This window comes from Calothrix sp. NIES-2098 (assembly GCF_963875125.1).
In the GTDB taxonomy this organism is placed as follows: Bacteria; Cyanobacteriota; Cyanobacteriia; order Cyanobacteriales; family Nostocaceae; genus Aulosira.
The window spans coordinates 121,557-146,518 of sequence record NZ_CAWNKJ010000001.1 but is presented as its reverse complement, the minus strand read 5'-3'; the positions used below and the strand labels follow the sequence as shown (position 1 = coordinate 146,518).

Genomic DNA, 24,962 nt, shown 5'->3' with positions numbered 1-24,962 from the left:
GTTTAAATGTACCTAGCTAGAGAGTGAAAATTTATTCTGTGTTGCCAATTGTTAGTTTTCTCTTGTCACAATTGCTGAGTTAGGAGTGCGATCGCTCCTAAGTATTTTATACTATTTAAAGTTTTCAACTTGTATCTGAATATAAATAATATTAAACTGCAAACCATTATTTGGTAACGTACTTACCTTGAACATTACAATAATTTTGCGATTTTTTCTGATAAAAATATAACACTTTTACTACTTTAAAAAGTATAAATTTTATCTGAGATTGTATTAAATTCTACCTGGTCAAAAGTTTAACTTGTGTCAAATCTTTCTCTAAATATTGGGGATTATTACTCAGTTTCAACCACTACAAAAAGATAGAATCTTAATGAAAGCTCACATATTTTTAAACCAGCCGTAAGATAGATGAGAGTTTTAATAATTAAAGATAAATTATTAGATATAAAGCAAAGGGCATCAAAAATATTAAGGGTGCAGATACATAGGTAGACACAGAGTAAAAAGCATATTTTACTCTGTATTTATTTTGATAATTAAGTTGGCAATATATTTACCAAAATATTTTTTAAATTCCCTAGCAACATTATTAGGGCGTTGATTGGGGTAGGGGAGTAGGTTTTAAATTTTTGGCTTTATAGAAAGTTTCCAGGCTATCGCGATCGCCTACAAAACGCCAGTGCCAAGGTTCATAACTGACACCTTGAGCGTTATCTTTGGGAAAGGACATCTCAAAACTAAAACGAGCAGCATTTGCTTGTAACCACTGAGAAGCCTTGGTATTTTCAAAGTTAGCTTGGAGATTCGTTGCTGGTACTGCTCCATCACCTACATCTACCGCATAGCCTGTATGATGTTCGCTATGACCGGGAGGCGCACTCAACGCTGCTCTTTGCGCTGGAGTTTGATTTCGCTGCGCACCTACATTAAAAAATAACTGCTCTTGTTCTTTCACCGAACGAAAGCCAGAAATTGGCACTATAATTACACCGTCTCTGCGTGCTGCTTTTACCATCTCTTGAAATTTTTCAGCAGCAGCTTTTCGCATTCTAATCCCACTTCTGCGAGAAACTACAGCTAGTTCTGATTCTGGCGCTTCTGCATAGGCTAAATGTCCCAATACAGTATCGCTATTATTGGTTGCAGAACTATCCGAAGTTGATGTTTGTGTTGGGGATACAGTTGGTGAAGGTTGAGAAGTAGCAGTTTTTTTAGGTGAAATTATAAAAAAGACAAAGCCACTACTGACAGCAAGCAGGACAAATGCGAATACTCCACCAATCAGCAAAACTAGAGGTTGCACGCGCACTTTAGATTTTGCGTCGGGAGTATCGCGTAAAGCTGCTGGAATATCATCACCAGAAGCAGCGGATGAGTGTTGCGGTTCTCCAGAAAACCCAGCCTTATTCAAGAATACACTCCTGCTTTTTTCAATAGCCATAACAGATTGTAGACTGGAAAAAAATAAACGCAAGCGGTAGCATTTTAGTTCTATATTTTTGGGTGCGATCTTGACCAATCTTTTAGAACTATATGTCAAGTTAGTAGGATTAGTCCTATTAGGATTCATTCTGGGACGTAAGCTACCAAGCACAGTTCCCTCCCGTTTAGGTCAGTTTCTTTTCTACGTGGGAGGGCCGATCAGCATCATAGCTTTTGTACGCCAAGCTGACCTTTCTGGGCACATTTGGATTGCACCTGCGATCGCTTACCTCGCCATTTTCCTAGGGGCATTATTGGCTTGGTTGGCAATTCAAGGGCAAGCCTATTTGACAAATACCATGCCCCAAAAACCAACTCAGGGTAGTTTGCTTTTAGCAGCAATGGTAGGTAATACCGGTTATTTGGGCTTTCCCATCATCCTAGCAATGGTAGGACAAAAATACTTTGCTTGGGCCTTATTCTATGATTTATTAGGTACACTCTTCGGCGCTTACGGCTTAGGAGTGGCATTAGCAGCCAATTTCGGGCGTAAAACCAGCAATTATTGGCAAATAACTCAGGCAATCTTTATTAATCCTGCCCTATGGAGTTTTGGTTTTGGCTTACTGTTTCGACAGGTGGAAATCCCTAATATAGTTGAATTTTGTTTGGATAAATTGGCCTGGATTGCCGTTGCTTTATCCCTAGTATTAATTGGGATGAGACTGTCGCAGTTAAAGTCATGGAGAAGCTTACCACAAGTAGGTATGAGCTTGGCAATAAAAATGCTACTAGTTCCCTTAGCGATCGGCAGTACTTTATCACTTTTTGGTGTAACTGGTTCAGCCGCACAGGTGATTGTACTACAAATGGCAATGCCACCAGCGTTTGCCACCCTTGTAATTGCGGAAACCTTCAATCTCGATCGCGACTTGGCTGTAACCGCCTTGGCTGCGGGGGTAATAGTATTACTTATTACATTACCAATTTGGCTATGGTTGTTTTAACAAATCTGAGTAAATTGGATAATTTATTTTATGGAAGTCCCTAAAGACTAGGATTTAGACAAAGGAGTTTAAATGACAAATATCGCGTAAATATATCAAGTTATGCCATGTCAACAAACATTACTGAAAATCAGAGTTTGCCAGCACCTACTGTACCAGAGTGGGAACCTACCCCACCACCCACAGATTTAATATTTGATGACGGAGAACCTTTGGAAAGTAACCGCCACCGCATTGGGATGAATGTTTTAATCCGGTCGTTGCAACAAGCTTGGTCAGACCGCAATGATTACTTTGTTGGCGGTAATATGTTTGTTTACTACAGTCGTACACAGGCGCGAAATCGGGATTTTAAAGGGCCGGATTTTTTTGTTGTTCTCAATGTTGAAGGAACTGGTTCTCGGCAAGGTTGGGTTGTATGGGATGAAAACGGCCGTTATCCTGATGTAATTGTCGAATTGATGTCGCCTTCAACAAAAAATGTGGATATAGGCGAGAAAAAAAATCTCTACGAAGGAGTTTTTAGAACTAGAGACTATTTCGTTTTTGACCCCTTTGACTCTAACTCCTTGCAAGGATGGCGCTTGGATGCCAATTTTCGCTATCAGCCGTTAGTTGCTAATGACCAAGGTTGGTTGTGGTGCGAAACTTTAGGATTTTGGTTGGGAATTTGGCAAGGAACCATAGACCGAGAAACTGCGCCTTGGCTAAGATTTTATGACCGCGAAGGAAGTTTAATTTTCTTACCAGAAGAAGCAGAACGCCAAAGGGCAGAAGTTGCATCCCAACAAGCAGAAGTCGAACGCCAACGGGCAGAACGTTTGGCTGCTCGTTTGCGAGAATTAGGAGAAAATCCAGAGAATTTATTATAAATATACAGAAAACTCTCGATCGCCCGATTAACAAGGTTGGCTGACTTTTGCTGCGAGTTCAGCAGGGTTCATGTATTCATAGGGTTCAAAGGGTTGGTGAATCCAGGGATTGTCAGATAGGTAGTCAACATAATAATCGGGTTCGATAACCGAGCAAGCTTTATACCAAAGTACAGCAGTACGAATTTCAGCGATCGCAAACTCAGGATTTTGCTGTAACCAAGGGATAGTCTCTTTGAGCGTAACTCCTGAGTCTACAAGGTCATCAACTAATAGAATCCGCGAACCTAAAGTTTCGGTGGTCATGGTTATATGGCGAGAAAAGGTTAAGGAACCTCTTTCTTGCTTGCCCGGGCCACTGTATGATGATGTTGCCAAAATTGCCAGCGGTTGCTTATATATACGGGAGAGAATATCTCCTACTCGCAGTCCGCCTCTGGCAAGACAGACAATCTGGTTGAACTCCCAACCCGATTGATAAATCTGAGCAGCCAGTTGTTCAATTTTTTGGTGATAATCTGACCAAGAAACGTAAAGGTCTGGCATAAGGGAAGTAATTTTTAGCTAATACTGAAGGCAAATGCAAACTCTCTATTTTAATACGAGCGCAAGATATTATGAATGATTCTGCCGCTGATGGTTCTGCTAAAAGCGAAAAACTGCCGTTTCAAACCAAACTAGCCTATGGTGCAGGGGATTTAGGCCCGGCGATTACTGCCAATATTTCGATATTTTTTCTGTTAGTTTTCTTTACAAATGTCGCTGGGATTCCGGCGGGTTTGGCTGGCAGTATTTTGATGGTTGGGAAAATTTGGGATGCAGTCAACGATCCGTTTGTCGGGTTTTTAACTGATAAAACGAAATCGCGGCGTTGGGGTCGTCGTTTGCCTTGGCTATTATATGGGGCAATTCCCTTCGGAATTTTCTTTTTCTTGCAGTGGATTGTACCGCCCTTGAGTGCGTGGGGTTTGTTTTGGTATTACGTAGTCATTGGGATGATATCTCAGGTGTTTTACACTGTTGTCAATTTGCCTTATACGGCAATGACACCAGAACTCACCCAAGATTATGACGAACGTACCAGCCTCAACAGTTTTCGCTTTACCTTTTCCATCGGTGGTAGTATTCTATCGTTAATTTTTTCCAAACTTGTTTTTTCCTTCATTAGCGATCGCCAGCAACAATATATAGTATTAGCCGCACTCTGTACCGTAATTTCGGTAGCAGCCTTATATTGGTGCGTTTACGGTACGCGCGATCGCATTTTGGCATTTGAGGCTAAACGCATTCAAATAGAAGAACCTGCATCGCTTCCTTTCATTGAACAAATAAAAATCGTATTTAGCAACCGACCTTTTCTGTTTGTTATTGGTATATATCTTTGTTCTTGGTTGGGCGTACAAATTACAGCTAGCATTATTCCTTATTTTGTTGTTTACTGTATGCGCCTGCAAGAAGCCGATGTTCCTACAGTCATGATTGCAGTCCAAGGAACAGCTTTATTGATGCTTTTTTTCTGGAGTAATTTAAGTAAAAAAGTTGGCAAGAAAGTTGTTTATTTCTTAGGAATGAGTCTATGGATAATCGCCGCCGCCGGACTCTATTACTTACAACCTGGACAACTAGTTTTAATGTATGTAATGGCAGTTATGGCAGGTTTTGGCGTTTCTACAGCTTATCTAGTTCCCTGGTCAATGATTCCAGATGTGATTGAATTAGATGAACTCCAAACAGGACAACGCCGCGAAGGAGTTTTTTATGGCTTTATGGTATTGTTGCAAAAATTTGGTTTAGCTTTTGGTTTATTTTTAGTCGGAAATGCTTTGCAAGCATACGGTTTTAAAGAAGCTGTAGTTGGACAAACTGGACTACCCACACAACCTGAGTCAGCATTACAGGCTATTCGTCTTGCAGTTGGGCCTTTACCGACAATTTGTTTGATTGCGGGTTTAGTTTTAACGTATTTTTATCCAATTACTCGTGAAATGCACGCCGAAATCATGTTGAAACTCAAACAACGGCGAGAACAGATTGAGTAATTTTTGAAATCACAAAATTTCCTGTAGGGCGGGGAAAACTCGCCCGTTGTTTCTCCTATACGAATTACTATTAATTACAAAGGACAAAGTAATGCTAGAAAGCCTAACCAAACCTTCATCAATTTCTCCAGCAACGGATACAGAAATTTTGGCTTACCTGCGTCGCGTTGGCAAAATTGCTGAGATTGCTGCTTTAGCAGAAAGAGATAGTGTAATTTTACGGGCTTGCAAGCAGTTTCAAATTACAGTTACCAACGAAGAATTACAAGCAGCCGGAGATGCATTTCGGATAGAACACCAGCTTTTGGAAGCATCAGAAACCCTCAATTGGCTATCTCAGCAGCGCATCTCTGTAGAAGATTGGTCTTTGGGAATCAAAATTGAACTCCTTACCAAAAAGCTGAAGGAATATCTGTTTGGTATGGAAGTCGATGCTGATTACATGGATAACTGCGATCGCTATCGACGAGTTATACTATCTCAGATTTTAGTAACTGACTTATCTGATGCCTTAAAAATTGTTCATTTAATTCAAAAAGAAAATGCTTCTTTTGCCGCCCTAGCCGTAGAGTATTCTCAAGGTCAACCATCTCCAGAAAATAGCGATTTTGTTGGCGTGCGTTTGCTAGTAGAATTGATGCCAGAAATTGCCCAAGCTATCACCGATGCAGTAGCAGGACAAGTAATAGGGCCAATTCCTACCAAACTTGGTTATTACATTCTCAGAGTTGAAAAGTGGTTACATCCTGAATTGAGTAACTCAGCGAGGGACAGTATTTTAGAATCTCTGTTTCAAGCTTGGCTGCACAATTCAAACGCGCATTAACATTAAATAGGTCGGGTAATTAAAGTTAATTGGCTAGGGTTGTCACTGGTAAGGGTTGCCAGCGTCGTTACTTTTGGTAACATAGTTTGGTTGATTTTCGCTGGGTTACTTACATCTCTCAATCCCCTTGCGGGGTAATAGTTGTTTGAAACTGCGATCGCGTTTATGGGTGCGTGGCGTTTATTACGACGTTTCAATCCCCTTGCGGGGTAATAGTTGTTTGAAACATGGAGCAAGCGAAGTGTTTTATCTACTCAGCGGCGTTTCAATCCCCTTGCGGGGTAATAGTTGTTTGAAACAGCTGGGTTCTGAAACTTAACAATAGCAAGCTTCCTGGGAAGACATTTGACAGATCGAAAATTATGGTCATTTTCAGCCCACCTTATTGCAATTATTTTACATCTTCCCAAATCTCTGAAACGCTATAATTATTGCTTTGTCAAGGTTCTGGCGATTTTGGCATATCCTCTAGGGTTTTTGCCCCCGCTTTGATTCGCCAAACATCAAGCTAGTAACTAATCATAAGATCTTCATCAATTATTGTCGAGATGTATTTCAATCTGCGCGAAACACGGAAACGGGAACCCTGATGTTCATTCAAGGAACCCTGAAGTTAATTCCGGGTACGCGAAACAATGAAATGGAAACCCTGATGTTACTTCAAGGAACTCTGAAGTTGCTATCACCTGCTTATTTGCAAAATATTTTTTGCATAAATGCGATCGCACAACAGATAGAGAACAATTTCTGCCTTTATTATGATTGACTCTTGATTCCCCATTTGCTACCCTGGAATATGACAAAAGAAGAACTATACTAAACATGATTATAGCGAAACACAAAACCGCTTGCTTAACAGCAAGCGGTTTTTATGATGCCGTAGCAGTTAGATGTAATTAAACAAGCTTCAAATCGGGATACTCAGCTAACAAATCATCAGAAGTGAGAGTATCACCTTCAGCTTGAGGAGTCCAAAGCACCTCTATTGCTAGAATTTGCTCGCTAGGAATGCCACCAATTTGACGCAAGGCTTGACGCAAATCATCAGCACTGTTAATTTCGGGTATTGCATACTTGCCGAGAGTCGCTACTAGCAAGGTGACAATAATATATTCCCCAGGGCCAGAAGTAATTAAGTCGGTGGGATTTTCTGGATTGATACTACCAGGTAAAGCTTCTTTCGCCAGTGCGGCTCTAAGTTGGTTGTTAACGTTAGATAGAGTTTCTTCGCTAAATTTGCTGCGTTCTGCAAGTGAGAGACGATTAAATTGAGCCTCAGCAGAATTCAACTTAGCTTGTTGTGTACCGCCACCAACATATACCCAGTACTCTGGATGGCGGAGCAATGCTAGGCTTGTTTCTTGAAGAATTTCTGCTCTCCCTTCTGGGGAATTAGTATCAGCAGTTTCAGCAATGCGATCGAGTTCGGTTTGCAAACCACGCGCCTGAGCTAATAAACCTACTTGCAAACGAGTTACAGATACAGCAGGATTGCTGCTGTAGCCTACTTCTGTTGCGGTATCGCCACTGCTGGCGCGGCGGAAACTTTGAACTAAGAAATTAGCGATCGCAATAAAAATTAAGATGGTAAACAACCCGCCAAATCCTCCACCAATTCCCCAAAAAGGAATCAGGAAAGGAAATCCAAAACCACCACCAGGGTAAGGAGCATAATATCCTCCCCCACCAGGAGGTGCGTAGGTGCGAGGCGTGTAAGTGCGACTAGAAGGCACTCTAAAAGAACCACCGCCGATTCTACCACCACTACGGGCGGCTAATGCTCCATCAGCGTGACCAAGTGCCAAAGCTAACACCAGGCTGAGGATAAAGACAGTTTTTAACAGCGGTTTGATCGCTAGTTGTAGTTTTTTACGCATAATACAGTCGCTTGAAAAACGGTATTGGTGATGATTTCTCCCAATGATCCTAGGAGAGTTATGCTTGGTCAGTAACGCCAGCCCGTAGCAAGCAAGCGAGTTTGTGATTGGCAGTAGCTCTCTGTAACATTCTTGTTTGTCGGCTACATATTTAATGTACCGTGTCTTATCTTGCCTAAGCAGCAAGCTTAGGGAGGATTTCTTGAGTAGATAACCGTACCTTAAATCTTTTCTGGATTGGGCTAATTTTGGGATCAATTAATCATTACCCTGCTGACTCTTCCTCACAGGGGTGACAGCAGTCCTCATCTTCTGTCTAGAGACGGACTTATCTTTGAAACTATAACCAAAACAATGTTTTACGTTTTCTGCACAGATGCAGCAAGCATCCCTCATTCAGCAACATTGCTCTCAGATTTTTTTTAGAGACTCTATTATACTTACCATTTAAGAATTCTATGTTAATAAACTGGAATTTTTCAAATTCGTAATCTTAATTACAGTAATTTTCATAATTGATTACTTAAATTGACTTACCAAGCAAGTAATGGTGGTTTACTTTTGCAGTTCAGTTATCTACCATAATTACTTGGAGAGTTTTTTTAACTGCAAGCCTGTAAATTATGATGCAGGACATTTTTAACAAAACTATCTAATGTTTTCTATGAGCAAGGGATAAAACTTTCTCATTTATCCATCCCAAATAAGCTATAGATATAGGACTTACGCAATTGGCACAAATAGCAGGCAGGGCAAAGCCCTGACACGCGACAATATAAATCAAACCAAGCACATAAAAATACTTGGGCGCTTCAGTTGCTGAATTAAATAATTAGAAAGCAAGTTATGCTTGATTTGATAGATAGTTTTGCCAGTTCTATAGGCTAAATTCTTTAACCTAACCCAAACCAACATTGCACAAGCAATATGATTTCTTTGGAGTCTAGCTTTCCGACACTGGCAAGATTCAATGCCAGTTAGTTGTTTAATTTCCCTGTGAAACTCCTCTATTTTCCAACGAATTTTACACACCTGTTGTACAACATCCGTGGAACTTTGAGATAAATCGTTAGTGGCGACATAATCCGTTCTGTTGGTAGAAACAGTAACCCGGAATAGTTTCACTTTTTTATTAGCTGGGAATCCTTTAATTTTTATGATTTTACCACAGTCTAATTCTTCTTGGTTCCATTCTAATAATTCAATCCGTTTATATTTTTCTTGACCAAATGTATCATCAACTAAACGATTATTTTTTAAAGGGCAATAATAAATTTTGTCTAAGCTATCAATATATAGCATTAAACTGTGTACCGCATACCATGTATCCATCAAAACAGTATCAAATGGTAAAAGCTTATGATACACAAGGTTTTGGAGCATATCTTTCACATGGTCTATCTTGGTTTTCCCATCGACATCAGGATTAAAAATTCGATAATCTATGACCCAAAATCTTTGAAGTGTAGGGTTGACATACACGCAGCTAACTACACCAATGCCTTTCAGGACACCATGCTCATTACCACTATATTGTCTTCTGACTATTTCTATTTCTTCAGAATACTTTTTATCTAAAACGCTATCATCAAATATGATGTAACCATTTTCATCAGACTCAACGACCTCTTTCACGTTATCCCATAGTAAACGAGGTGTTAATTTTTCGGTTTTCAAATAATAGTTAATTGCGTCATGACTAATACTCTCTAAATGCTCTGCCAAATTGGTAATTGTATAATTAATTTGACTACTTAATAAATATTGGCAGTAATTAAGCTTAGTAAATCTCATTACCCTTAGCGAAATTTATCTAATATAACCTCTACCTATTTTCTCACGAATATTTCGATAGTACTTCCAAGACAGCGACTTCTATTACGAAGGCAAAGCTTTCAAAATCAGATTTAATTAATACCTATGTACTATGAACTAACGATCGCATTGTGCCAGTTGCGTAAGTCCTGAGATATTTACACCATCGACTTAACTAATGGAGAACTTTCTTTATAGTAACGAACGACTTTTTGGCATTTTGGCATAAATTTGAGTAGTTTTCAGGATAGCCTATTGATAGAAACTAAATTTAGCAATTACCACAATAGTCTATGAGCAATTGATTTAGCTGGCAGTACCAAAGTTTAATGCTTGTTAATCAGGTAGACAAATATTATGTGGTGAGGAATTTAAATTAAAAAAATAACAATACAACGTTAAACAGAAAATATTTCCGGCTACTGTTTTCAAATACTGCTGAAATTTGTATACTCCTATCGCTGAAACAAGGATTGAGAATTATGGTTCTACAGCCTATGTATCATCAAGTGATAACTATTTTTACAAATTTGCTTGCCATACCTGATATAAATACTGAAAGTAAACAATGATGTCGATTTCAGCTTTTTACACGGTAGCCATTGGCGAATGTGATAAAACAGTAGAAAATTAGATACAGATAAAGCACATTCCTCATGGTAATTACGGAAAGGAATGCGCGTGTAACATCTATAGTGTAGGTCGCTCTGGGGCAAGCTGCCCGCACTACGCATCACCATCAAGGGAATTTACCGTAACCGCGATTTCCCTGAGTAGCCAAGTCACTTAACTGCTTTCGTATAATTGATGAGAGTAAGATGTGATTGGCGTTAATAAATCATACATCGTACTGCGTCCTTTAGTTGACACCCAATTTATCTCGATCGAAGTCTTAAATTCACAAAAATTACAGTGCCAGGACAGCAGTAAATTGGCACTAATTTCTTTGCCTTAGTTAAGAGTATGAGAACTTAAAAATTATTCGCAATATAGTTAGAAAACTTAATTATGGAACATATTTCACAACTGGCGACAAATGTTAGAGACAAAACTGCCTATCCAGATATTCTAGTTATATCTCGCAGCTTTCTACCAAAAGAAGCTGTAATTAGTGAGTATATATATAATCGTTGTCTGCAAGATCCAGAAAGGGTAATTGTTCTTGCTGCTGCTTGCTCAGGCGATAAAGTATTCGATCGCGATCAAAAATTTCCGATATATCGCTGGCCAATTACTAGGGATTGGAGTTTTCTCAATCCTTGCTTCAATCTGATTTATTCATTTGTTCTAGCAATTAAACTATATTTTCGCTATCACTATCGCTATATTGAATGGGGTCATGGCTACGAGTTTCCATCACTTTTACTCCTGAGCTATTTCCTCCCTATTCGTTTTTTTATCTATCTTCACGGTAATGATATTCTTTGTGGGTTACGCAATCCGATATGGCGATCGCTATTTAAATTAACACTTAAACGAGCTGAAGGGATTGTCTGTAACAGTTCCTATACACAAGATTATCTCAGAGCTAAGTTAAGATTGGATACCCCTACCCACGTTATTAACCCAATGGTTAGGGCTGAGAAATTTAGCCAAGTCACCAGTCAAGGTAATTTAGCTGAGTTACGTGCAAACGTGCGCCAGACATACAATATTCCCGATACAGCAGTAGTGATTCTCTCGGTGGGAAAGCTAGTTAAGCACAAAAGCTTTAACCGTGTAATTGATAATTTACCCCTACTACTAACTGTTGGGGTGGATGTTCACTACATAATGTGCGGGCAAGGCCCTTGTGAAGCGGAACTGAAATCTTTAGCACAACGCTTGCGAGTCGATCGCAGGGTACACTTTGCCGGAGATGTACCCGATCGCGAATTAGCTAGTTATTATGCAGCCTGTGATATATTTGCTATGCTGAATCTCTTCGATAAAAAAGCTAGCAGTATCGAGGGTTTTGGCATCGTTTACCTAGAAGCGAGTTACTTTGGTAAACCTGTGATTGCTTCTCGTTTAGGCGGTGTCATCGATGCAATTCACCACGAAGAAAACGGCATACTCGTTAACCCAAATTCGGGTTATGAAGTCTTTCAAGCTTTCAATCGCTTGTGTAAAGACCAACCCCTACGCGAACAACTCGGTCGCAAAGGTAAAGAATTAGCCCAGAGGAAGACATTTCATCGTTCGTTATATAAGGCTGAATGAGGGAGTGTGGGGAGTGTGGGAAGTGTGGGGAGAAATAACCAATGCCCAATGCCCCATGTCCCATGACTCAATAGATTGATTCACCCACCACCAACAATAGTGACAACTTCTAAGCGATCGCCTTGTTGCACTTTTGTTTCTGTCCAAAATTGGCGGTGTAAAATCTCGCCATTATACTCTACTGCTACTAAGCGGGGATTAAAACCAAGTTGTTGGAGTAATTCTGGTAAAGGAGTTTGGGATGAACAGCTATGGCTTTCTCCATTTACCTGAAGTGTAATCTGGTTAGACATAAATTGTCACAAATGCATTAGAAAAAATTGGGAATTTCAAGAAAATTCTGAGTAGCAAAAGTAACTACTCAGAACTTTAAGGATTTTTAATTTAAATTTTGATTGTTTAAGCTTCTGGTTTAATGCGATGCAATTGTGAAAGCAAATATTGTGCCACTAATGTGGGTTGTTCTGCTTGCATGAGCGATCGCACCACGGCTACACGTTCTGCACCTGCATCAATCACGTCATTGATATTATTTGCATCTATGCCGCCAATTGCAAACCAGGGAATAGGGCAATTTTTAGCAGCATAGCTGACATATTCTAAGCCTGCTGCTGGCTTACCTGCCTTTGTTGGGGTTTCATAAACTGGCCCTACACCAATATAATCAGCACCTTCCGCTATTGCTGCTTGCATTTCTTCTAAATTGGTGGTAGAGCGACCAATGAGGCGATGGGAACCGAGTAGTTGTCTGGCGATGTCGATGGGCAGATCTTGCTGTCCTAGATGTACGCCATCTGCATCTGTTGCCAAAGCCAAATCTATGCGATCGTTAATAATGAAAAGAGCGCCGTAGAGATGGCATAGCTGTCGCAGTTTTTTAGCTTGTTCTAGCCGAATAGTATCATCAGCAGTTTTGTCACGGTATTGTAACAAAGTCAATCCGCCTTTGAGTGCAGCTTCCACAGTTGTCAACAAATTTTCTGAGGGTGAGGTAACTAGATACAGACGCGATCGCCACAGCAATTGATGGCGCTGATAACCTAATAAATTGCTTTCTAGAGTATATACTTGATACCGCATCTGCTTAAATGCTTTCCCCATCTCCGCGTGATGCAGCTTACCGTATTCTTCCAGCACCCGCATTGCTTCTTGCACGCGACAAAAGTTAGCTTGCAACACGGCTTTGATGCTAGTGCGTTGCTCCTCTTGAGGATGCGTTAGATCTGTACCTGTGTCCCCTGGTGTATCTCGTGCTGCTCTTAGTTCTGCTGTATGCCAGTTAGCTACCTCTTGTCGCAGACGTTTGCATTCCCCAGTCAACTGAGAATTATTTAACCCAAAGCGACACCATTCTTCGATAGTGCGCAAACCTTCACGAGCGCGATCTAAATTAGCATCTAAAATGCGGTAGACAACTTGCTGCATCTGCTGCGTTTGGCTGTATGGATCGACCATTACAACAACCCCATTCCTGCTTTCATCAAAAGACGGAAAATCAACTACTCTAGTAATCGTCATTTATAAAATTGCTATTTTTACTAGAAATTTACTATGTACTCAAAACATAAGAGTAGCAAGGATTCTATCAAATTAGCAGATATACGTGTCGGTTCAGATAAAGGTAAATTAAGGCTACAGTTCAGCACTCGCATTAGCCAGAAGTTCTACAGCAAGCGACAAGCTTACAAAGAACCGGGGAGAAGAGACACCCCAGAAAATCTGCAATGGGCAAATCAAATAGCAGCACAGATACAAGCTGATATCGATCGCACAGATGGTAGCTTATTCGATCCAACACTAGCTAAATATCTAGAAATCAAGCCACTCACCACAATTAACCAGTTCAGCAATCCTCCACAACCACCTAAATTAGGACAATTATGGCATGAGTTTGTTGATTGGAAATTGCAAACAAAGCAGATCCAAAAAACTACCTACAAAAAATTTTATTGTTTACCATCACCTAACTATCCTGGTTTGGTCAAGAAATTAGCATCAAAAAAATTAGAATATTTAAAACCCTATTCTCCTCGGCACAGTTTTATTAGCATTCAAGCCGAGCGTGGAGTTGACTTAAAGTTACTCGCTAATAGCTGTGGTAATAGTGTAGAGCATATTATTAAACATTACTTAAATTTTGACAATAAATGCAAGTTGAAAGATATGTGAATATATATATTAATGCCAAAATAAAATTCCCAACTTTTGATAGAAATCGGGAATTTTATTTTTTAATCCTTGATTAATGGGATAGTAATCAGAATCAATAAATTAACGCCCACTTTGGATTTGGTCAAAGACTGCGCCATCATCGAAGAATTTCTTCTGAACAGAATTCCAACCTCCTAGATCTCCAACTGTATACAGCCGCGAAATTTTGGGGAATTTGTTCTGTACTTCTTTGGCTACAGTGGAGTTAACTGGCCGGAACCCAACTTTGGCAAATTCACGCTGTGCTTCGGGAGCGAACAGAAACTTGACAAAAGCTTCAGCAACTGCTCTGTTACCGTGCTTATCAACATTTTTATCTACAACTGCTACTGGCGCATCTATAGAAATGTTAGTTGAGGGAACTTCGTAAGAGGTGTCTGTTTTACCTTGTTGTGCTGCTAAAATCAATTCATTTTCGTAGTTGAGTAAAACATCTCCTTGACCTTTTTTATAAAAAGCATCGCTGGATTCCCGCGCATCTTTAGGTAACACAACGACATTTTTAAACACCTGAGTCACAAAATTTCGAGCTTGGGTTTCATTACCACCATTTTTGGCGATCGCTCCCCACAAAGCAAGAAAATTCCACCTAGCACCACCTGATGTTTTGGGGTTAGCGGTTACAATCTTAACCCCTGGTTTCGCTAAATCAGACCAAGTCTTAATCTTTTTCGGATTACCCGCACGGGTTTCTAGAGCAACTACAGAGTGAGTCACAATCGAGTTATTTGGATTCTCACGCTCCCAACCTGGTTGGATTAAGCCTGCTTGCTCGATTTTTTTGGTATCGAGAGCCAATGCTAAAGCTACAACATCTGCTTCCAAACCATCAATCACAGCGCGAGTTTGGGAGCCTGAACCACCATAACTTTCACGAAAAATCACATCTTGACCTTTTTCTCGTTTCCATTTGGCTACAAACTGGGGAATTATTTTGCCATAAGCTGCTTTTGTCACTGCATAGGAAACAAGAGTGATTTCAACTTTCTTACCGTTTTGGCTAATTAGTTGAGTTTTTTGATGACTAGATGGAGTTTGAGAAACTGTATTCGCTGCATAAACAGGAATCAGAGTGCTAAACCCCAATCCTGTTGCTAGCAATAGGCTAGAGGTTTTAACTGAGGGCAGCTTTAAGGATGGAAATAGTTGCTGCACTGTATTTAAAAGTTGCAACTTATGAGATGGTTTGTGGGTCATGGAATCGTTAACAGCTGGTATATCAAAGTAAACAACTAAAAATCTACCGGGCTATAGTAGATTTTCTTTAAAAAAGAGAGTATCAGAATTAAACTAGATATATCAAGGGTTTTCTCTTAATAAATACAGTTTCTTTACCAAGAAAGGTGTGTATTTTTTATTTGCTCAAAATTTATCAATTATGAATCTCAGCCATACTATAGAGGCAATAGAAATCCATACCAGTTCTCTGCAAAGCAGCAATCTTAAAGAAAAAAGACTGTTCTGAATCAGGTATTAACCTGATAGGTTCCTGTTGATATCCATGAACCTGATTATGATGATGTGATAAAAATTTGGAAATTATTTGACTCAGAGTAGTTTGAATTGCTCGTCAAACTGTTAAAATCACCATATTCTCGGTAGAGAATATGCAGTTTTCCTCTTGCTTTTTACTAGGAATACCTGCAATTATCTTATATACCATCTGTGTATACGGTATTTCTCTAGAATAACCGTAGATCTTTTAGAGGAGGATCTGGAATGAGTCTGTGGCCGCGCCCCCTGAAGCGATCGCAACTGAGTATTGAACGAATCATCACTCGGTTCCGGCTAAATTCGCTGAAAGGCTTTGTATCGCTATTTTTAACAGGGATATTACTGAGTGTATCCCTTGCAGCTTGTTCTGGTGGAAATGGTAATAATTCTGCCAGTGAAACCCCAGCTGCTAGTCCTGTTGCTGCTGCCAACAAACAAAATGTGGAATTAACTCTTGTTTCCTTTGCTGTCACCAAAGCAGCTCACGAAGCGATTATTCCTAAATTTGTAGAAAAATGGAAGCAAGAACATAACCAAACTGTCACCTTCAAACAAAGCTATGGCGGTTCTGGTTCTCAAACCCGCGCTGTAATTGATGGTTTGGAAGCAGACGTTGTTCATTTGGCGCTGGCTGGAGATACTCAAAAGATTGAGAAAGCCGGACTAATTCAACCAGGATGGGAAAAAGAAGTTCCCAATGATGGCATTGTCTCCAAATCTGTAGCAGCATTAGTAACTCGTCCAGGCAATCCCAAAGGTATTAAAACTTGGTCTGATTTAGCCAAAGATGGTGTAAAACTAATTACCGCTGACCCCAAAACCTCAGGGGTTGCACGTTGGAATTTCCTTGCCCTGTGGAATTCCGTAATTAAAACTGGTGGAGACGACGCTAAAGCTCTTGACTTTGTAACTAAAGTCTATAAGAACGTGCCCATCTTAACTAAAGACGCCAGAGAAGCTACAGATGCTTTCTTTAAACAAGGTCAAGGCGATGCCCTAATTAATTACGAAAACGAAATTATCCTGGCAGAGCAAAAGGGTGAGAAAGTAACTGCTATTGTTCCTGATGTGAACATCTCTATCGATAATCCTGTTGCAGTTGTAGATAAAAACGTTGACAAACACGGTACTCGTGAAGTCGCCGAAGGTTTTGTGAAATATCTGTACACTCCAGAAGCGCAGCAAGAATTTGCAAAATTAGGATTCCGACCTGTAGATGAGACAGTAGCAAATAATAAAGAAATTGCAGATAAATTCCCGAAGGTGAAAACTCTGGGTACGGTTAAAGATTTCGGTGGTTGGGATGCCATCAATAAGAAATTCTTTGCAGATGGTGCAATTTTCGATAAGATTCAAGCCCAAAAGAAATAGTAATTAGTAATTAGTTATTAGTCATTTGCCATCAAAAAAGACAAATGACTAATGACCAATGAAAACTACCATGCAGTGCATAATTTTTAGATATCTTTGGTTATTTACACTTAGCATGATTAGCCATTACAGAATACCTACCAAACTTGAGTTTTACAATTTTGAAATTTAGCTTTTGCAATGTTTGACTATGACTCTATCTCCTCCTGTAGAAATTGATAGTAAAACTCCGTTCTGGAAAACGTTACTGGAGAAATTGCGTCAGATTCCTTGGACTTGGCGCATCACTTTGGTATATCTAACAGTGATGTTGTTTGTCCCGATAGCGGCGATGTTTCTCAAAGCCAGTACAGAACCGCCAGCGCGATTTTGGGAAATTGCTACTAGTCCCTTGGCATTAGCTACCTATAATGTTACCTTTGTCACCTCATTGGCAGCGGCTCTGCTTAATGGGGTTTTTGGCACGCTGATTGCTTGGGTATTGGTGCGCTACGACTTTCCCTTGAAACGCATCATTGATGCCACCGTAGATTTACCGTTTGCGTTGCCAACCTCGGTAGCAGGTTTAACACTGGCAACAGTATATAGCGATAATGGCTGGATTGGTTCGCTATTAGCACCGCTAGGGATTAAGGTATCTTTCACTCGGTTAGGCGTGTGGGTAGCAATGATATTTATCTCCCTACCCTTTGTCGTGCGGACAGTGCAACCCGTACTTCAGGAAATGGAACATGAAATTGAAGAAGCTGCTTGGTCTTTAGGCGCTTCTCAATGGCAGACTTTTTGGAAAGTAATTTTACCGCCGTTATTTCCCACAATTTTGACTGGTATTGCTTTGGGTTTCTCGCGTGCAGTAGGAGAATATGGCTCTACTGTGATTATTTCTTCTAATACACCTTTCCAAGATTTGATTGCACCCGTGTTGATTTTTCAGCGACTAGAGCAGTATGACTATTCTGGTGCAACTGTCATCGGCGTAGTTTTATTAGCAATTTCCTTGGTGCTACTCCTCGCAATTAATTTCTTACAAGCGTGGTCAAGAAGATATGACAGTAAATGAGCCAAAGTTTCACTCATCAACGGCTGAGAAAGATATAGTCAAGCCGAAAAAGCCTAAAAGTTGGGTGCCAACACTGTTGATTGTAATTGCGATCGCTTATTTAGCTTTAGTTCAATATATCCCGGCACTCAACGTTTTTATCCAAGCCTTCAGCAAAGGAGTTGGGCCGTTCTTTGCCAACTTATCCAAACCCGCCTTTCTCCATGCAGCTTGGCTAACACTGTTACTAGCGCTGATCGCTGTCCCGATTAATGCAGTTTTTGGATTGTGTGCAGCTTGGGCGATCGCTCGTCATAACTTCCCTGGTAAGGCTGTAGTCTTAAGTATTATTGACCTACCCTTTTCGATTTCACCCGTAGTTGCTGGATTGATGATTGTACTGCTCTATGGGCGGAATGGGTGGTTTGGCCCTTGGCTACAAGCACATGATATCCAAATTATCTTTGCCTTTCCTGGTATGGTACTGGCTACGGCGTTTGTAAGTATGCCGTTTGTTGCGAGGGAAGTAATTCCTGTTTTAGAAGAATTTGGTAAGGATCAAGAAGAAGCAGCAAGAACACTTGGTGCAAACGATTGGCAAACATTTTGGCGCGTTACCCTACCCAGTATTCGCTGGGGCTTACTCTATGGCTTAATTCTCACCAATGCAAGAGCAATGGGTGAATTTGGTGCGGTTTCGGTAGTATCTGGCAATATTGCTGATAAAACTCAGAGCTTACCGCTATTTGTAGAAGATGCTTACAAACAGTACGAAACTGAAGCTGCATTCTCTGCTGCTGTACTATTAGCGCTATTAGCAGTAGTCACTTTGGTGTTGAAGGAGATTTTAGAACGGAAAACCCGAATTAAAGATGTGGAATAAGTTGGGTATATTGCCTTTTGCCTTTTGACTCTGGACAAATGACAAAGGACAAATGACAAATGACAAATAAAATTAAACGAATTAGGGTAAGAATCCCAAAGGATTATCACCAAGAACCTGTGATTTCTCGCCTAGTTTCTGACTACGGTGTGACTGTTAATATTACTGCGGCAATTTTAGGAGCAAATGCTGTTGGTGATGGTTGGTTTGATTTGGAATTACAGGGAACAGATGCACAAATTCAAAGTGCCTTGACCCATCTGAATGATTTAGCTCTGCAAGTTTGGGATGATACAAACACAGCTACTTGGTAAGGTGATTTAATGTCTGCTTTCTATTAGTCCATCCTCCTCAATTATGAGGGGGATAATTTTTTGGTTGATCGTGCTTATACTAATTCCAGAAATAAATGAGACAGATGCGTAGGTAGGGGCACGGCGTCAGTAAGATAATTTGATATACCAAAAGATTGTGGGTGTTCCCTACAAAGAATTAATCTGTCGCCAACATTTTTTGAATTGGTATAAGTTTATAGATAATTCTTATTGCGATGATTGCATCGGATTAACTGGGTTAATTAAGCCCTGTGCTGTACCAAATAAATTGATCGGGCTGCGACCATCGGTAATTAAAACACTTTGCAATCCCAAAGCTTGCAATAATCTTGCCTGCATTTCTGGCCCGGCTTGTGCCATTGCTATTAAGGTTTCTGCGCCAATGGCTGCTACTTTTTCGCTGAATTCTACACTGGTAATTTCCGCCATGCGCTGTGCTTTTTCTATCTCTAAACCTACAAGTGCTTGTTGGTGGGCGAGTTCCGCCATTTGGCGGGCGCGTAATTGTTCTAATTCGGCTTCGGCGCGAATTCTAGCGGCTTCGGCTTCTTGTTGTGCCAAATTTACAGCTAATTCGCCTTGAATTCTGGCAGCTTCGGCTTTGGCTCTAGCTTCAGCAGTAGCATTACCTGTAGCTTCAATGGCGGCGTTTTCTGCTTCTAATTCCAACAGGTTTTTGCGCTCAACTGCGGCTGCACTTTTATCGACAATTGCTTGCCTTTCTAACCTAGCTTTGGCTTCTTGTTCGATGCGTTCGGCGTCATGACGGGCTGCGGCTTCTTGGGCATCGGTGGTAATTTGAATGGCAATTTGTACCGATTTTTGCAGGCTGTCTAAGGTACGTTCGTCAACAGGTTCGACGGATTGAATATCAACGTTAAAGATGACCAAATTATTGGTTCTAAACCGGAATTCTTCGCCGATACGTCCTGCTGCATCAGTACCAAAAACGGCGGTGCGAATAATGCGGGCAGAATTGCGGTGAAATTCGTCAAATTTGACACCTGCTACTGCACCACGCACGCGAGATGCGATCGCTTTACAAGCTGTATCGACAAAATCCGGTACTTGAAATAGTTTGGCGGCGGCTTGTTCGTCGTGGCGGTCTACATCAAAATACCAGTTATAAGACAATCGCAGTTGTAGGCGTGCGTGATCGGAAGTTTCTACGGTAAATAAATCAGTCATAAAATCTGGCCCCAGCAATAAAGCCAGTGACTTGATGCGATGCATTTGTTTGGGTACGCCACCTGACAAACTCAACACGGTAAAAGCTTCATCAGGCCCCAACATCACTAAATCCGGGCCAAAGACAGTACGCGCGGTTCTTTCTTTATAATCGTGGATTTGGACTGCGGCATTTTGGGGAACGTGAAATACAACCGCCCTGGTGCGATCGCGTTTTTTGGCTTGAGCTAAATCTGGTTGCTCTCGGTGATGCTGTCCGCGATCGGAAATCGGGTCAAGTTTATGTGCTAGCAGTTCTTCAACGACGGTTGGTAGTTCTTTTTGCCAAAGTTCTTCATAGGGAGTGAGCATATATGCTTGGGGGCCACTCACTAGTTTGAGTTCGCCTGTTTGAATATCTCGGACATAAATTCCTTCATTCTTATCTAAGGGAATAGCTTGGCGTTTTTCCACTACTTCCACTTCTACGCGCGGAATGTAATCTCTGGGGCCGGAAATCATCCACATATCCCCAGGTTGGCGTTGAATTCGATTTGCACCTGCACCTTCTTCCAAGGCTTCTTTAGCCCGGAGTAGCAATGCTTCTTGTTCGCCTAAAACATAAACTTTTTCGATACCCTTTTCTAAAGATTCGCCGGGATGCAAGAAAAATGAAGTTCTACCTTGACGTACCTCGCGCAGTCCTAATTGCGGTTTACCTGCATCATCAATGGGGTTAACAACAATACACCATTCTCTGTCACCCAAAATCGTAATTTTGACTTCCCCGACTACGACTTCATAAACATCAGGAATGTGGATTTCTGCATCTGCAAAAGTTACTAACCATTCATCTCCGGCTTTGCGCTGGCGACCAAATACATCGTTAAATGTGCGTTGTGCGCGGAGGTGTAAAGCTGTTTTTTCTGTTAATACGTAGGCATTAATAATGCCCACAACTTCTTCATCAACTCCAGGTAAATAAGCGCCTTCTTCTCTTACCAACCATTCTTCACCAGATCTACGCTGATTACCCAGGCGATCGACACAATTTTGTCGCGCTAGTAAGCGTAAAGCTTGGTTAGGCTTAATGATTTGCGCCGTAACTCTTTCGATGACTTCTACTTCTACACGGGGAATGTAAGTTCCAGGGCCTTCAAATAGCCATTCATCTCCCGCCAAACGGTTGATCGTTCTTGTTTGGATTTGTCCATTAACTGTGACGGTAATTGGATCAATGAAATCTCGCAGCGATCGCAAACGTAAAGCTTGATTAGTCTCAACCACTTGCAAGCGCTTGATTTCTCCCTCTAATTCTTCGCCTGGATAGAGGGGAAACGGTTCTTGCGCAAAACGGATTTCTTCGTCACCATACCGTAGTTTTACCTGACCGAAGTCATCCGCGATCGGTTGATTGTCTTCATTGCGTTGCACTGGATTGGCAACAATACAATAGTGGCGTGGGGGAACCACTATCATTGGCTCAGGTTTTAATATCAACCGTTCGTGGTCGCGCAGCGTAATGGTTTGCGGCCCAACTTCCAAGCGGGTAACGCCAGTATTGTTATCTAAAACATGAATAAATTGTTGGGGTTTGAGGCGAATGACACCGCTAGAAGTGCCGGGAGCATCGCTTTTAGTTTCAATTTTCCGTTCGCTTGTATTCATAAATTTATAGATTTTTGTTACTTGTAAAATATTTTTTACAAATGAAATATAACTTCAACTATTTTTTGTTATTCCTGTCAGAATAAATTCCGTTTCATCCTAACCGATTTATCAACTAATGTCTTAATTACAAAGAAAAAATGCACATTTTCTCTGATTATGCGGTTATATTCCAAGAAGACAATGCCTAAAGCGGGTTGCGCCTACGCATTTGCTATTTTTGGTACGTCAATTGCGGTTGCGGAGATTACAATTGCCATTTCGGAGAATACGATTGCGGTTGCGGAGGCTACAATTGCCATTTCGGAGACTACAATTGCGATTTCGGAGGCTACAATTGCTGTTTTCGATACTACAATTGCGATTTCGGAGGCTACAATTGCTGTTTTCGATACTACAATTGCTATTTCGGCAGCTTTAATTAGACCTCTTGCATGAATCTTTACCCTCACCCTAAATCCCTCTCCCATGCATGGGAGAGGGACTTTGATCGGCTGATGTGCAGCTAAATTATGTAAGTCAAAAACGCAAAATAATTGTAGTGCGGGACGGAAAGCCCGCGTCTTATATACAAATTAGATGCTTCGCAGCTTATCGGCTCCCCTTCTCCCAATTTTGGGAGAAGGGGCTGGGGGATGAGGGTAAGTTTTGTATTCGTGCAAGAAGTCTATTGATAATTGCCTGTCATGAAGAATTGTAATGAGACGATTTAAAATCACGCAAAAGACTGAAATACAATTCTTTTGACTTCCACCTTGGGGTTACTAACCCCGAATTTCAAGCTAAATCTAATTTTTTACTCATTTTCGTGACTGGAACAATTACCCCTTTCTTTAACTGATGCGGTGCCCTGGCGATAAAAGTAAAACCCAACCGCGAATAAAATCCTTCAGCATAAAGGCTAGCAGTTGTAAGTACTTTATCTATACCTTGCTCGCTGGCTTGATGGCAAAAATGTTGAACTAAAACTCGCCCTATACCTTTTTTTTGGTATTTGGGATGTACGTATAAAGCTATGAGTTCATCTGCAATATAACTAGCAAACCCGGCAACTACATCATTTTCGATAGCTACCCACAAATGTTTTGCTTTAAGACTCTTCATGATATTTGAACCATCAGGCTTGTCACGATAATTTCGCCAAGCTAACAGTTCTTTGTGAGAATAGAAAGTTGCTGGTAGTGCTTTGATCGCAGCAATATGAATTGCACTAATATCCCATGCATCTGTTTCTTGTGCAGGTCGAAGAATGATTTCGTTAGCACTCATATTTTTTGTTTAAAGATATCAGTTTTTTCTGAAATATTTAACTGGCGATCGCAATCTGTAAAAAATCTCAACTCTTCATTATCTAAGCTTACTCTTAGCTTAAGATTGCTATACTGCCTTCCCCAATCTCCCCATTTTCTATAAGGAAATAAAATGTCAAATTTTGAGCTAGTACTCAAGCTGTTACTGCAACTAACCGTAATCTTGGTAACTTGTCGCCTGGTAACTATTGTTGGGAAACGATATTTGGGACAAACCGATGTTGTTTGTGAAATGATTGCTGGTGTAATGTTAGGCCCATCTTTGCTGGGTTTAATCAATCCAGAAATACAGCAATGGCTATTTCCCAAAGCACCAATTTTATTAGCAACGGGAGCAAAAATTCCCAATCCTTCGATGTCAATTCTCTTCGCAATCAGTCAGATTGGGCTGGTAATTTATATGTTTTTAATCGGCTTAGAATTCAATACCAATCTGATTAAGCAGCGCATGAAGAGTGCTGGTTTGGTATCTGGTGCAGGGATAATTGCGCCTTTTTGTTTGGGTGCAGTGGCAGCTTTTTTCTTATATGGTAAAGGCGATTTATTCAAATCGGGAGTTACACCTTGGGCTGCGGCTTTATATCTCGGTGCTTCGATGTCGATTACAGCATTTCCCATGTTAGCCCGGATGCTCTACGAACGCGGCATTGCTAAAACCACCTTTGGCACTTTAGCACTAGCAGCTGGTTCTATAGATGATGCGACTGCATGGTGTTTGCTAGCTATTGTCTTAGCCAGTCTAAATGCGAATACAAGTATTGCTGCTTTAGCAATTGGTGGTGGTATCGGCTACGTGATATTCACAATTTTTGTTGGCAGACCTGCATTAACTATCTTTACACGCATCGCAGACAAAGATGGTAGGGTGACAATTCAAACTTTAACTTTAGTGCTGATGGTGTTAATGTTCTGTTCGTGGTTTACTGATGCCATAGGTATCTATGCAGTCTTTGGTGCTTTTATTTTAGGTACAGCAATGCCAAGGGGTGAATTTGCCGAACAAATACGCGATCGCACAGAATATTTAACAACGGCATTTTTATTGCCAATATTTTTTGTCTTCTCTGGACTCAACACGCAAATCGGATTGGTAAATACACCTACCTTGTGGGGAATTACGCTGTTAATTATAGCGATCGCAATTTTGGGTAAAGGTATTGCTTGTATGCTAGCAGCAAGATTTGCCGGAGAAAGTTGGCGCGAATCAGCCACTATTGGTGCGCTAATGAATGCACGCGGTTTGATGGAGTTAATCATCCTGAATATTGGTCTAGAGCAAGGCGTAATTACCCCAACTTTATTTACTATCATGGTTATTATGGCAATTGTGACAACATTAATGGCATCGCCATTAGTTGCCTTTTTATTACAAGGTACAAGTTACGAAAAATCTCCGGCTTAAGCAGAATTAAGCCAAA

23 protein-coding genes are annotated in these 24,962 nt (G+C 40.7%); 13 read left to right on the top strand and 10 right to left on the bottom strand.

Annotated features, from left to right (window positions below; genetic code table 11):
• Positions 1 to 595 precede the first annotated feature (595 nt).
• Positions 596 to 1,417 carry a D-alanyl-D-alanine carboxypeptidase family protein gene (locus tag AACU33_RS00565; RefSeq protein WP_096586556.1) on the bottom strand — a complete coding sequence of 274 codons (822 nt, stop codon included), beginning with the start codon at positions 1,415 to 1,417 and terminating at the stop codon, positions 596 to 598.
• A gap of 100 nt (positions 1,418 to 1,517) precedes the next feature.
• On the opposite strand from AACU33_RS00565, the gene AACU33_RS00560 reads away from it, so the two are divergent.
• Entirely contained in the window at positions 1,518 to 2,435 is a 918-nt protein-coding gene (locus AACU33_RS00560) for an AEC family transporter (RefSeq protein WP_096595072.1), read from the top strand.
• Positions 2,436 to 2,542: 107 nt separating this feature from the next.
• Positions 2,543 to 3,307 (top strand): Uma2 family endonuclease, encoded by a 765-nt coding sequence (locus AACU33_RS00555; protein ID WP_096586555.1) that lies wholly within the window; start codon positions 2,543 to 2,545, stop codon positions 3,305 to 3,307.
• A 27-nt stretch (positions 3,308 to 3,334) separates the two neighbouring features.
• Here the strand turns inward: AACU33_RS00555 and AACU33_RS00550 are convergent, their stop codons facing one another.
• A complete protein-coding gene (locus AACU33_RS00550; protein ID WP_096586554.1) occupies positions 3,335 to 3,853 on the bottom strand; it encodes a phosphoribosyltransferase in 519 nt (172 codons plus the stop codon).
• Between the two features lie 71 nt (positions 3,854 to 3,924).
• On the opposite strand from AACU33_RS00550, the gene AACU33_RS00545 reads away from it, so the two are divergent.
• Together AACU33_RS00545 and AACU33_RS00540 are read left to right on the top strand one after the other, a co-directional pair.
• Complete coding sequence (locus tag AACU33_RS00545) at positions 3,925 to 5,346, top strand: MFS transporter (protein WP_096586553.1); 1,422 nt, start codon at positions 3,925 to 3,927, stop codon at positions 5,344 to 5,346.
• A gap of 91 nt (positions 5,347 to 5,437) precedes the next feature.
• Positions 5,438 to 6,172, top strand: a complete 735-nt coding sequence (locus AACU33_RS00540; RefSeq protein WP_096586552.1) for a peptidylprolyl isomerase — start codon at positions 5,438 to 5,440, stop codon at positions 6,170 to 6,172.
• 2 nt (positions 6,173 to 6,174) lie between these two features.
• Here the strand turns inward: AACU33_RS00540 and AACU33_RS00535 are convergent, their stop codons facing one another.
• Positions 6,175 to 6,369, bottom strand: a complete 195-nt coding sequence (locus AACU33_RS00535; protein WP_339375675.1) for a hypothetical protein — start codon at positions 6,367 to 6,369, stop codon at positions 6,175 to 6,177.
• 392 nt (positions 6,370 to 6,761) lie between these two features.
• Here AACU33_RS00535 and AACU33_RS00530 point away from each other — a divergent pair, with 392 nt between their 5' ends.
• The gene (locus AACU33_RS00530) at positions 6,762 to 6,938 is read left to right on the top strand and encodes a hypothetical protein (protein ID WP_339375674.1); all 177 of its coding nucleotides are present in this window, start codon (positions 6,762 to 6,764) and stop codon (positions 6,936 to 6,938) included.
• A 130-nt stretch (positions 6,939 to 7,068) separates the two neighbouring features.
• Here AACU33_RS00530 and AACU33_RS00525 read toward each other — a convergent pair whose 3' ends face one another.
• Both AACU33_RS00525 and AACU33_RS00520 read right to left on the bottom strand, forming a co-directional pair.
• Positions 7,069 to 8,049 (bottom strand): DUF1517 domain-containing protein, encoded by a 981-nt coding sequence (locus tag AACU33_RS00525; RefSeq protein WP_096586551.1) that lies wholly within the window; start codon positions 8,047 to 8,049, stop codon positions 7,069 to 7,071.
• A gap of 780 nt (positions 8,050 to 8,829) precedes the next feature.
• Positions 8,830 to 9,843 carry an IS701 family transposase gene (locus AACU33_RS00520; RefSeq protein ID WP_096586464.1) on the bottom strand — a complete coding sequence of 338 codons (1,014 nt, stop codon included), beginning with the start codon at positions 9,841 to 9,843 and terminating at the stop codon, positions 8,830 to 8,832.
• A gap of 1,029 nt (positions 9,844 to 10,872) precedes the next feature.
• On the opposite strand from AACU33_RS00520, the gene AACU33_RS00515 reads away from it, so the two are divergent.
• On the top strand, positions 10,873 to 12,066 hold the full coding sequence (locus AACU33_RS00515; RefSeq protein WP_096586550.1) for a glycosyltransferase family 4 protein: 1,194 nt from the start codon (positions 10,873 to 10,875) through the stop codon (positions 12,064 to 12,066).
• 80 nt (positions 12,067 to 12,146) lie between these two features.
• Here AACU33_RS00515 and thiS read toward each other — a convergent pair whose 3' ends face one another.
• On the bottom strand, positions 12,147 to 12,359 hold the full coding sequence (thiS, locus tag AACU33_RS00510) for a sulfur carrier protein ThiS (protein ID WP_096586549.1): 213 nt from the start codon (positions 12,357 to 12,359) through the stop codon (positions 12,147 to 12,149).
• Positions 12,360 to 12,465: 106 nt separating this feature from the next.
• Entirely contained in the window at positions 12,466 to 13,521 is a 1,056-nt protein-coding gene (locus AACU33_RS00505; RefSeq protein WP_339376484.1) for a thiamine phosphate synthase, read from the bottom strand.
• Between the two features lie 96 nt (positions 13,522 to 13,617).
• Here AACU33_RS00505 and AACU33_RS00500 point away from each other — a divergent pair, with 96 nt between their 5' ends.
• Positions 13,618 to 14,235, top strand: a complete 618-nt coding sequence (locus tag AACU33_RS00500; RefSeq protein ID WP_096586547.1) for a hypothetical protein — start codon at positions 13,618 to 13,620, stop codon at positions 14,233 to 14,235.
• Between the two features lie 102 nt (positions 14,236 to 14,337).
• On the opposite strand, the gene AACU33_RS00495 is transcribed toward AACU33_RS00500, so the two are convergent.
• Complete coding sequence (locus AACU33_RS00495; protein WP_096586546.1) at positions 14,338 to 15,474, bottom strand: sulfate ABC transporter substrate-binding protein; 1,137 nt, start codon at positions 15,472 to 15,474, stop codon at positions 14,338 to 14,340.
• Positions 15,475 to 15,996: 522 nt separating this feature from the next.
• On the opposite strand from AACU33_RS00495, the gene AACU33_RS00490 reads away from it, so the two are divergent.
• The 4 genes from AACU33_RS00490 to AACU33_RS00475 all read left to right on the top strand — a co-directional run bounded on the left by AACU33_RS00490 (position 15,997) and on the right by AACU33_RS00475 (position 19,378).
• The gene (locus tag AACU33_RS00490; RefSeq protein ID WP_096586545.1) at positions 15,997 to 17,142 is read left to right on the top strand and encodes a sulfate ABC transporter substrate-binding protein; all 1,146 of its coding nucleotides are present in this window, start codon (positions 15,997 to 15,999) and stop codon (positions 17,140 to 17,142) included.
• A gap of 190 nt (positions 17,143 to 17,332) precedes the next feature.
• On the top strand, positions 17,333 to 18,202 hold the full coding sequence (gene cysT, locus AACU33_RS00485) for a sulfate ABC transporter permease subunit CysT (protein WP_096586544.1): 870 nt from the start codon (positions 17,333 to 17,335) through the stop codon (positions 18,200 to 18,202).
• A complete protein-coding gene (gene cysW / locus AACU33_RS00480) occupies positions 18,189 to 19,064 on the top strand; it encodes a sulfate ABC transporter permease subunit CysW (protein WP_096586543.1) in 876 nt (291 codons plus the stop codon). The genes cysT and cysW overlap by 14 nt, the downstream gene beginning before the upstream one ends.
• Before the next feature lie 59 nt (positions 19,065 to 19,123).
• On the top strand, positions 19,124 to 19,378 hold the full coding sequence (locus tag AACU33_RS00475) for an NIL domain-containing protein (protein ID WP_096586542.1): 255 nt from the start codon (positions 19,124 to 19,126) through the stop codon (positions 19,376 to 19,378).
• 228 nt (positions 19,379 to 19,606) lie between these two features.
• Here the strand turns inward: AACU33_RS00475 and AACU33_RS00470 are convergent, their stop codons facing one another.
• On the bottom strand, positions 19,607 to 22,234 hold the full coding sequence (locus AACU33_RS00470) for a colicin uptake protein (protein WP_096586541.1): 2,628 nt from the start codon (positions 22,232 to 22,234) through the stop codon (positions 19,607 to 19,609).
• A gap of 183 nt (positions 22,235 to 22,417) precedes the next feature.
• On the opposite strand from AACU33_RS00470, the gene AACU33_RS00465 reads away from it, so the two are divergent.
• Positions 22,418 to 22,672, top strand: a complete 255-nt coding sequence (locus AACU33_RS00465) for a hypothetical protein (protein ID WP_096586540.1) — start codon at positions 22,418 to 22,420, stop codon at positions 22,670 to 22,672.
• A gap of 339 nt (positions 22,673 to 23,011) precedes the next feature.
• Here the strand turns inward: AACU33_RS00465 and AACU33_RS00460 are convergent, their stop codons facing one another.
• A complete protein-coding gene (locus AACU33_RS00460) occupies positions 23,012 to 23,503 on the bottom strand; it encodes a GNAT family N-acetyltransferase (RefSeq protein WP_096586539.1) in 492 nt (163 codons plus the stop codon).
• Positions 23,504 to 23,656: 153 nt separating this feature from the next.
• Here AACU33_RS00460 and AACU33_RS00455 point away from each other — a divergent pair, with 153 nt between their 5' ends.
• On the top strand, positions 23,657 to 24,946 hold the full coding sequence (locus tag AACU33_RS00455) for a cation:proton antiporter domain-containing protein (RefSeq protein ID WP_096586538.1): 1,290 nt from the start codon (positions 23,657 to 23,659) through the stop codon (positions 24,944 to 24,946).
• Positions 24,947 to 24,962 lie beyond the last annotated feature (16 nt).

Bases quoted from the DNA above. Each gene is read 5' to 3' on its own strand.
- AACU33_RS00470 (WP_096586541.1), bottom strand. From the start codon at position 22,234: ATGAATACAAGCGAACGGAAAATTGAAACTAAAAGCGATGCTCCCGGC.
- AACU33_RS00550 (WP_096586554.1), bottom strand. From the start codon at position 3,853: ATGCCAGACCTTTACGTTTCTTGGTCAGATTATCACCAAAAAATTGAA.
- AACU33_RS00540 (WP_096586552.1), top strand. From the start codon at position 5,438: ATGCTAGAAAGCCTAACCAAACCTTCATCAATTTCTCCAGCAACGGAT.
- AACU33_RS00490 (WP_096586545.1), top strand. From the start codon at position 15,997: ATGAGTCTGTGGCCGCGCCCCCTGAAGCGATCGCAACTGAGTATTGAA.
- AACU33_RS00465 (WP_096586540.1), top strand. From the start codon at position 22,418: ATGCCTAAAGCGGGTTGCGCCTACGCATTTGCTATTTTTGGTACGTCA.
- AACU33_RS00545 (WP_096586553.1), top strand. From the start codon at position 3,925: ATGAATGATTCTGCCGCTGATGGTTCTGCTAAAAGCGAAAAACTGCCG.
- AACU33_RS00505 (WP_339376484.1), bottom strand. From the start codon at position 13,521: ATGGTCGATCCATACAGCCAAACGCAGCAGATGCAGCAAGTTGTCTAC.
- AACU33_RS00500 (WP_096586547.1), top strand. From the start codon at position 13,618: ATGTACTCAAAACATAAGAGTAGCAAGGATTCTATCAAATTAGCAGAT.
- cysT (WP_096586544.1), top strand. From the start codon at position 17,333: ATGACTCTATCTCCTCCTGTAGAAATTGATAGTAAAACTCCGTTCTGG.
- thiS (WP_096586549.1), bottom strand. From the start codon at position 12,359: ATGTCTAACCAGATTACACTTCAGGTAAATGGAGAAAGCCATAGCTGT.
- cysW (WP_096586543.1), top strand. From the start codon at position 18,189: ATGACAGTAAATGAGCCAAAGTTTCACTCATCAACGGCTGAGAAAGAT.
- AACU33_RS00475 (WP_096586542.1), top strand. From the start codon at position 19,124: ATGACAAATAAAATTAAACGAATTAGGGTAAGAATCCCAAAGGATTAT.
- AACU33_RS00515 (WP_096586550.1), top strand. From the start codon at position 10,873: ATGGAACATATTTCACAACTGGCGACAAATGTTAGAGACAAAACTGCC.
- AACU33_RS00555 (WP_096586555.1), top strand. From the start codon at position 2,543: ATGTCAACAAACATTACTGAAAATCAGAGTTTGCCAGCACCTACTGTA.
- AACU33_RS00460 (WP_096586539.1), bottom strand. From the start codon at position 23,503: ATGAGTGCTAACGAAATCATTCTTCGACCTGCACAAGAAACAGATGCA.
- AACU33_RS00495 (WP_096586546.1), bottom strand. From the start codon at position 15,474: ATGACCCACAAACCATCTCATAAGTTGCAACTTTTAAATACAGTGCAG.
- AACU33_RS00455 (WP_096586538.1), top strand. From the start codon at position 23,657: ATGTCAAATTTTGAGCTAGTACTCAAGCTGTTACTGCAACTAACCGTA.
- AACU33_RS00520 (WP_096586464.1), bottom strand. From the start codon at position 9,843: ATGAGATTTACTAAGCTTAATTACTGCCAATATTTATTAAGTAGTCAA.
- AACU33_RS00530 (WP_339375674.1), top strand. From the start codon at position 6,762: ATGTTCATTCAAGGAACCCTGAAGTTAATTCCGGGTACGCGAAACAAT.
- AACU33_RS00525 (WP_096586551.1), bottom strand. From the start codon at position 8,049: ATGCGTAAAAAACTACAACTAGCGATCAAACCGCTGTTAAAAACTGTC.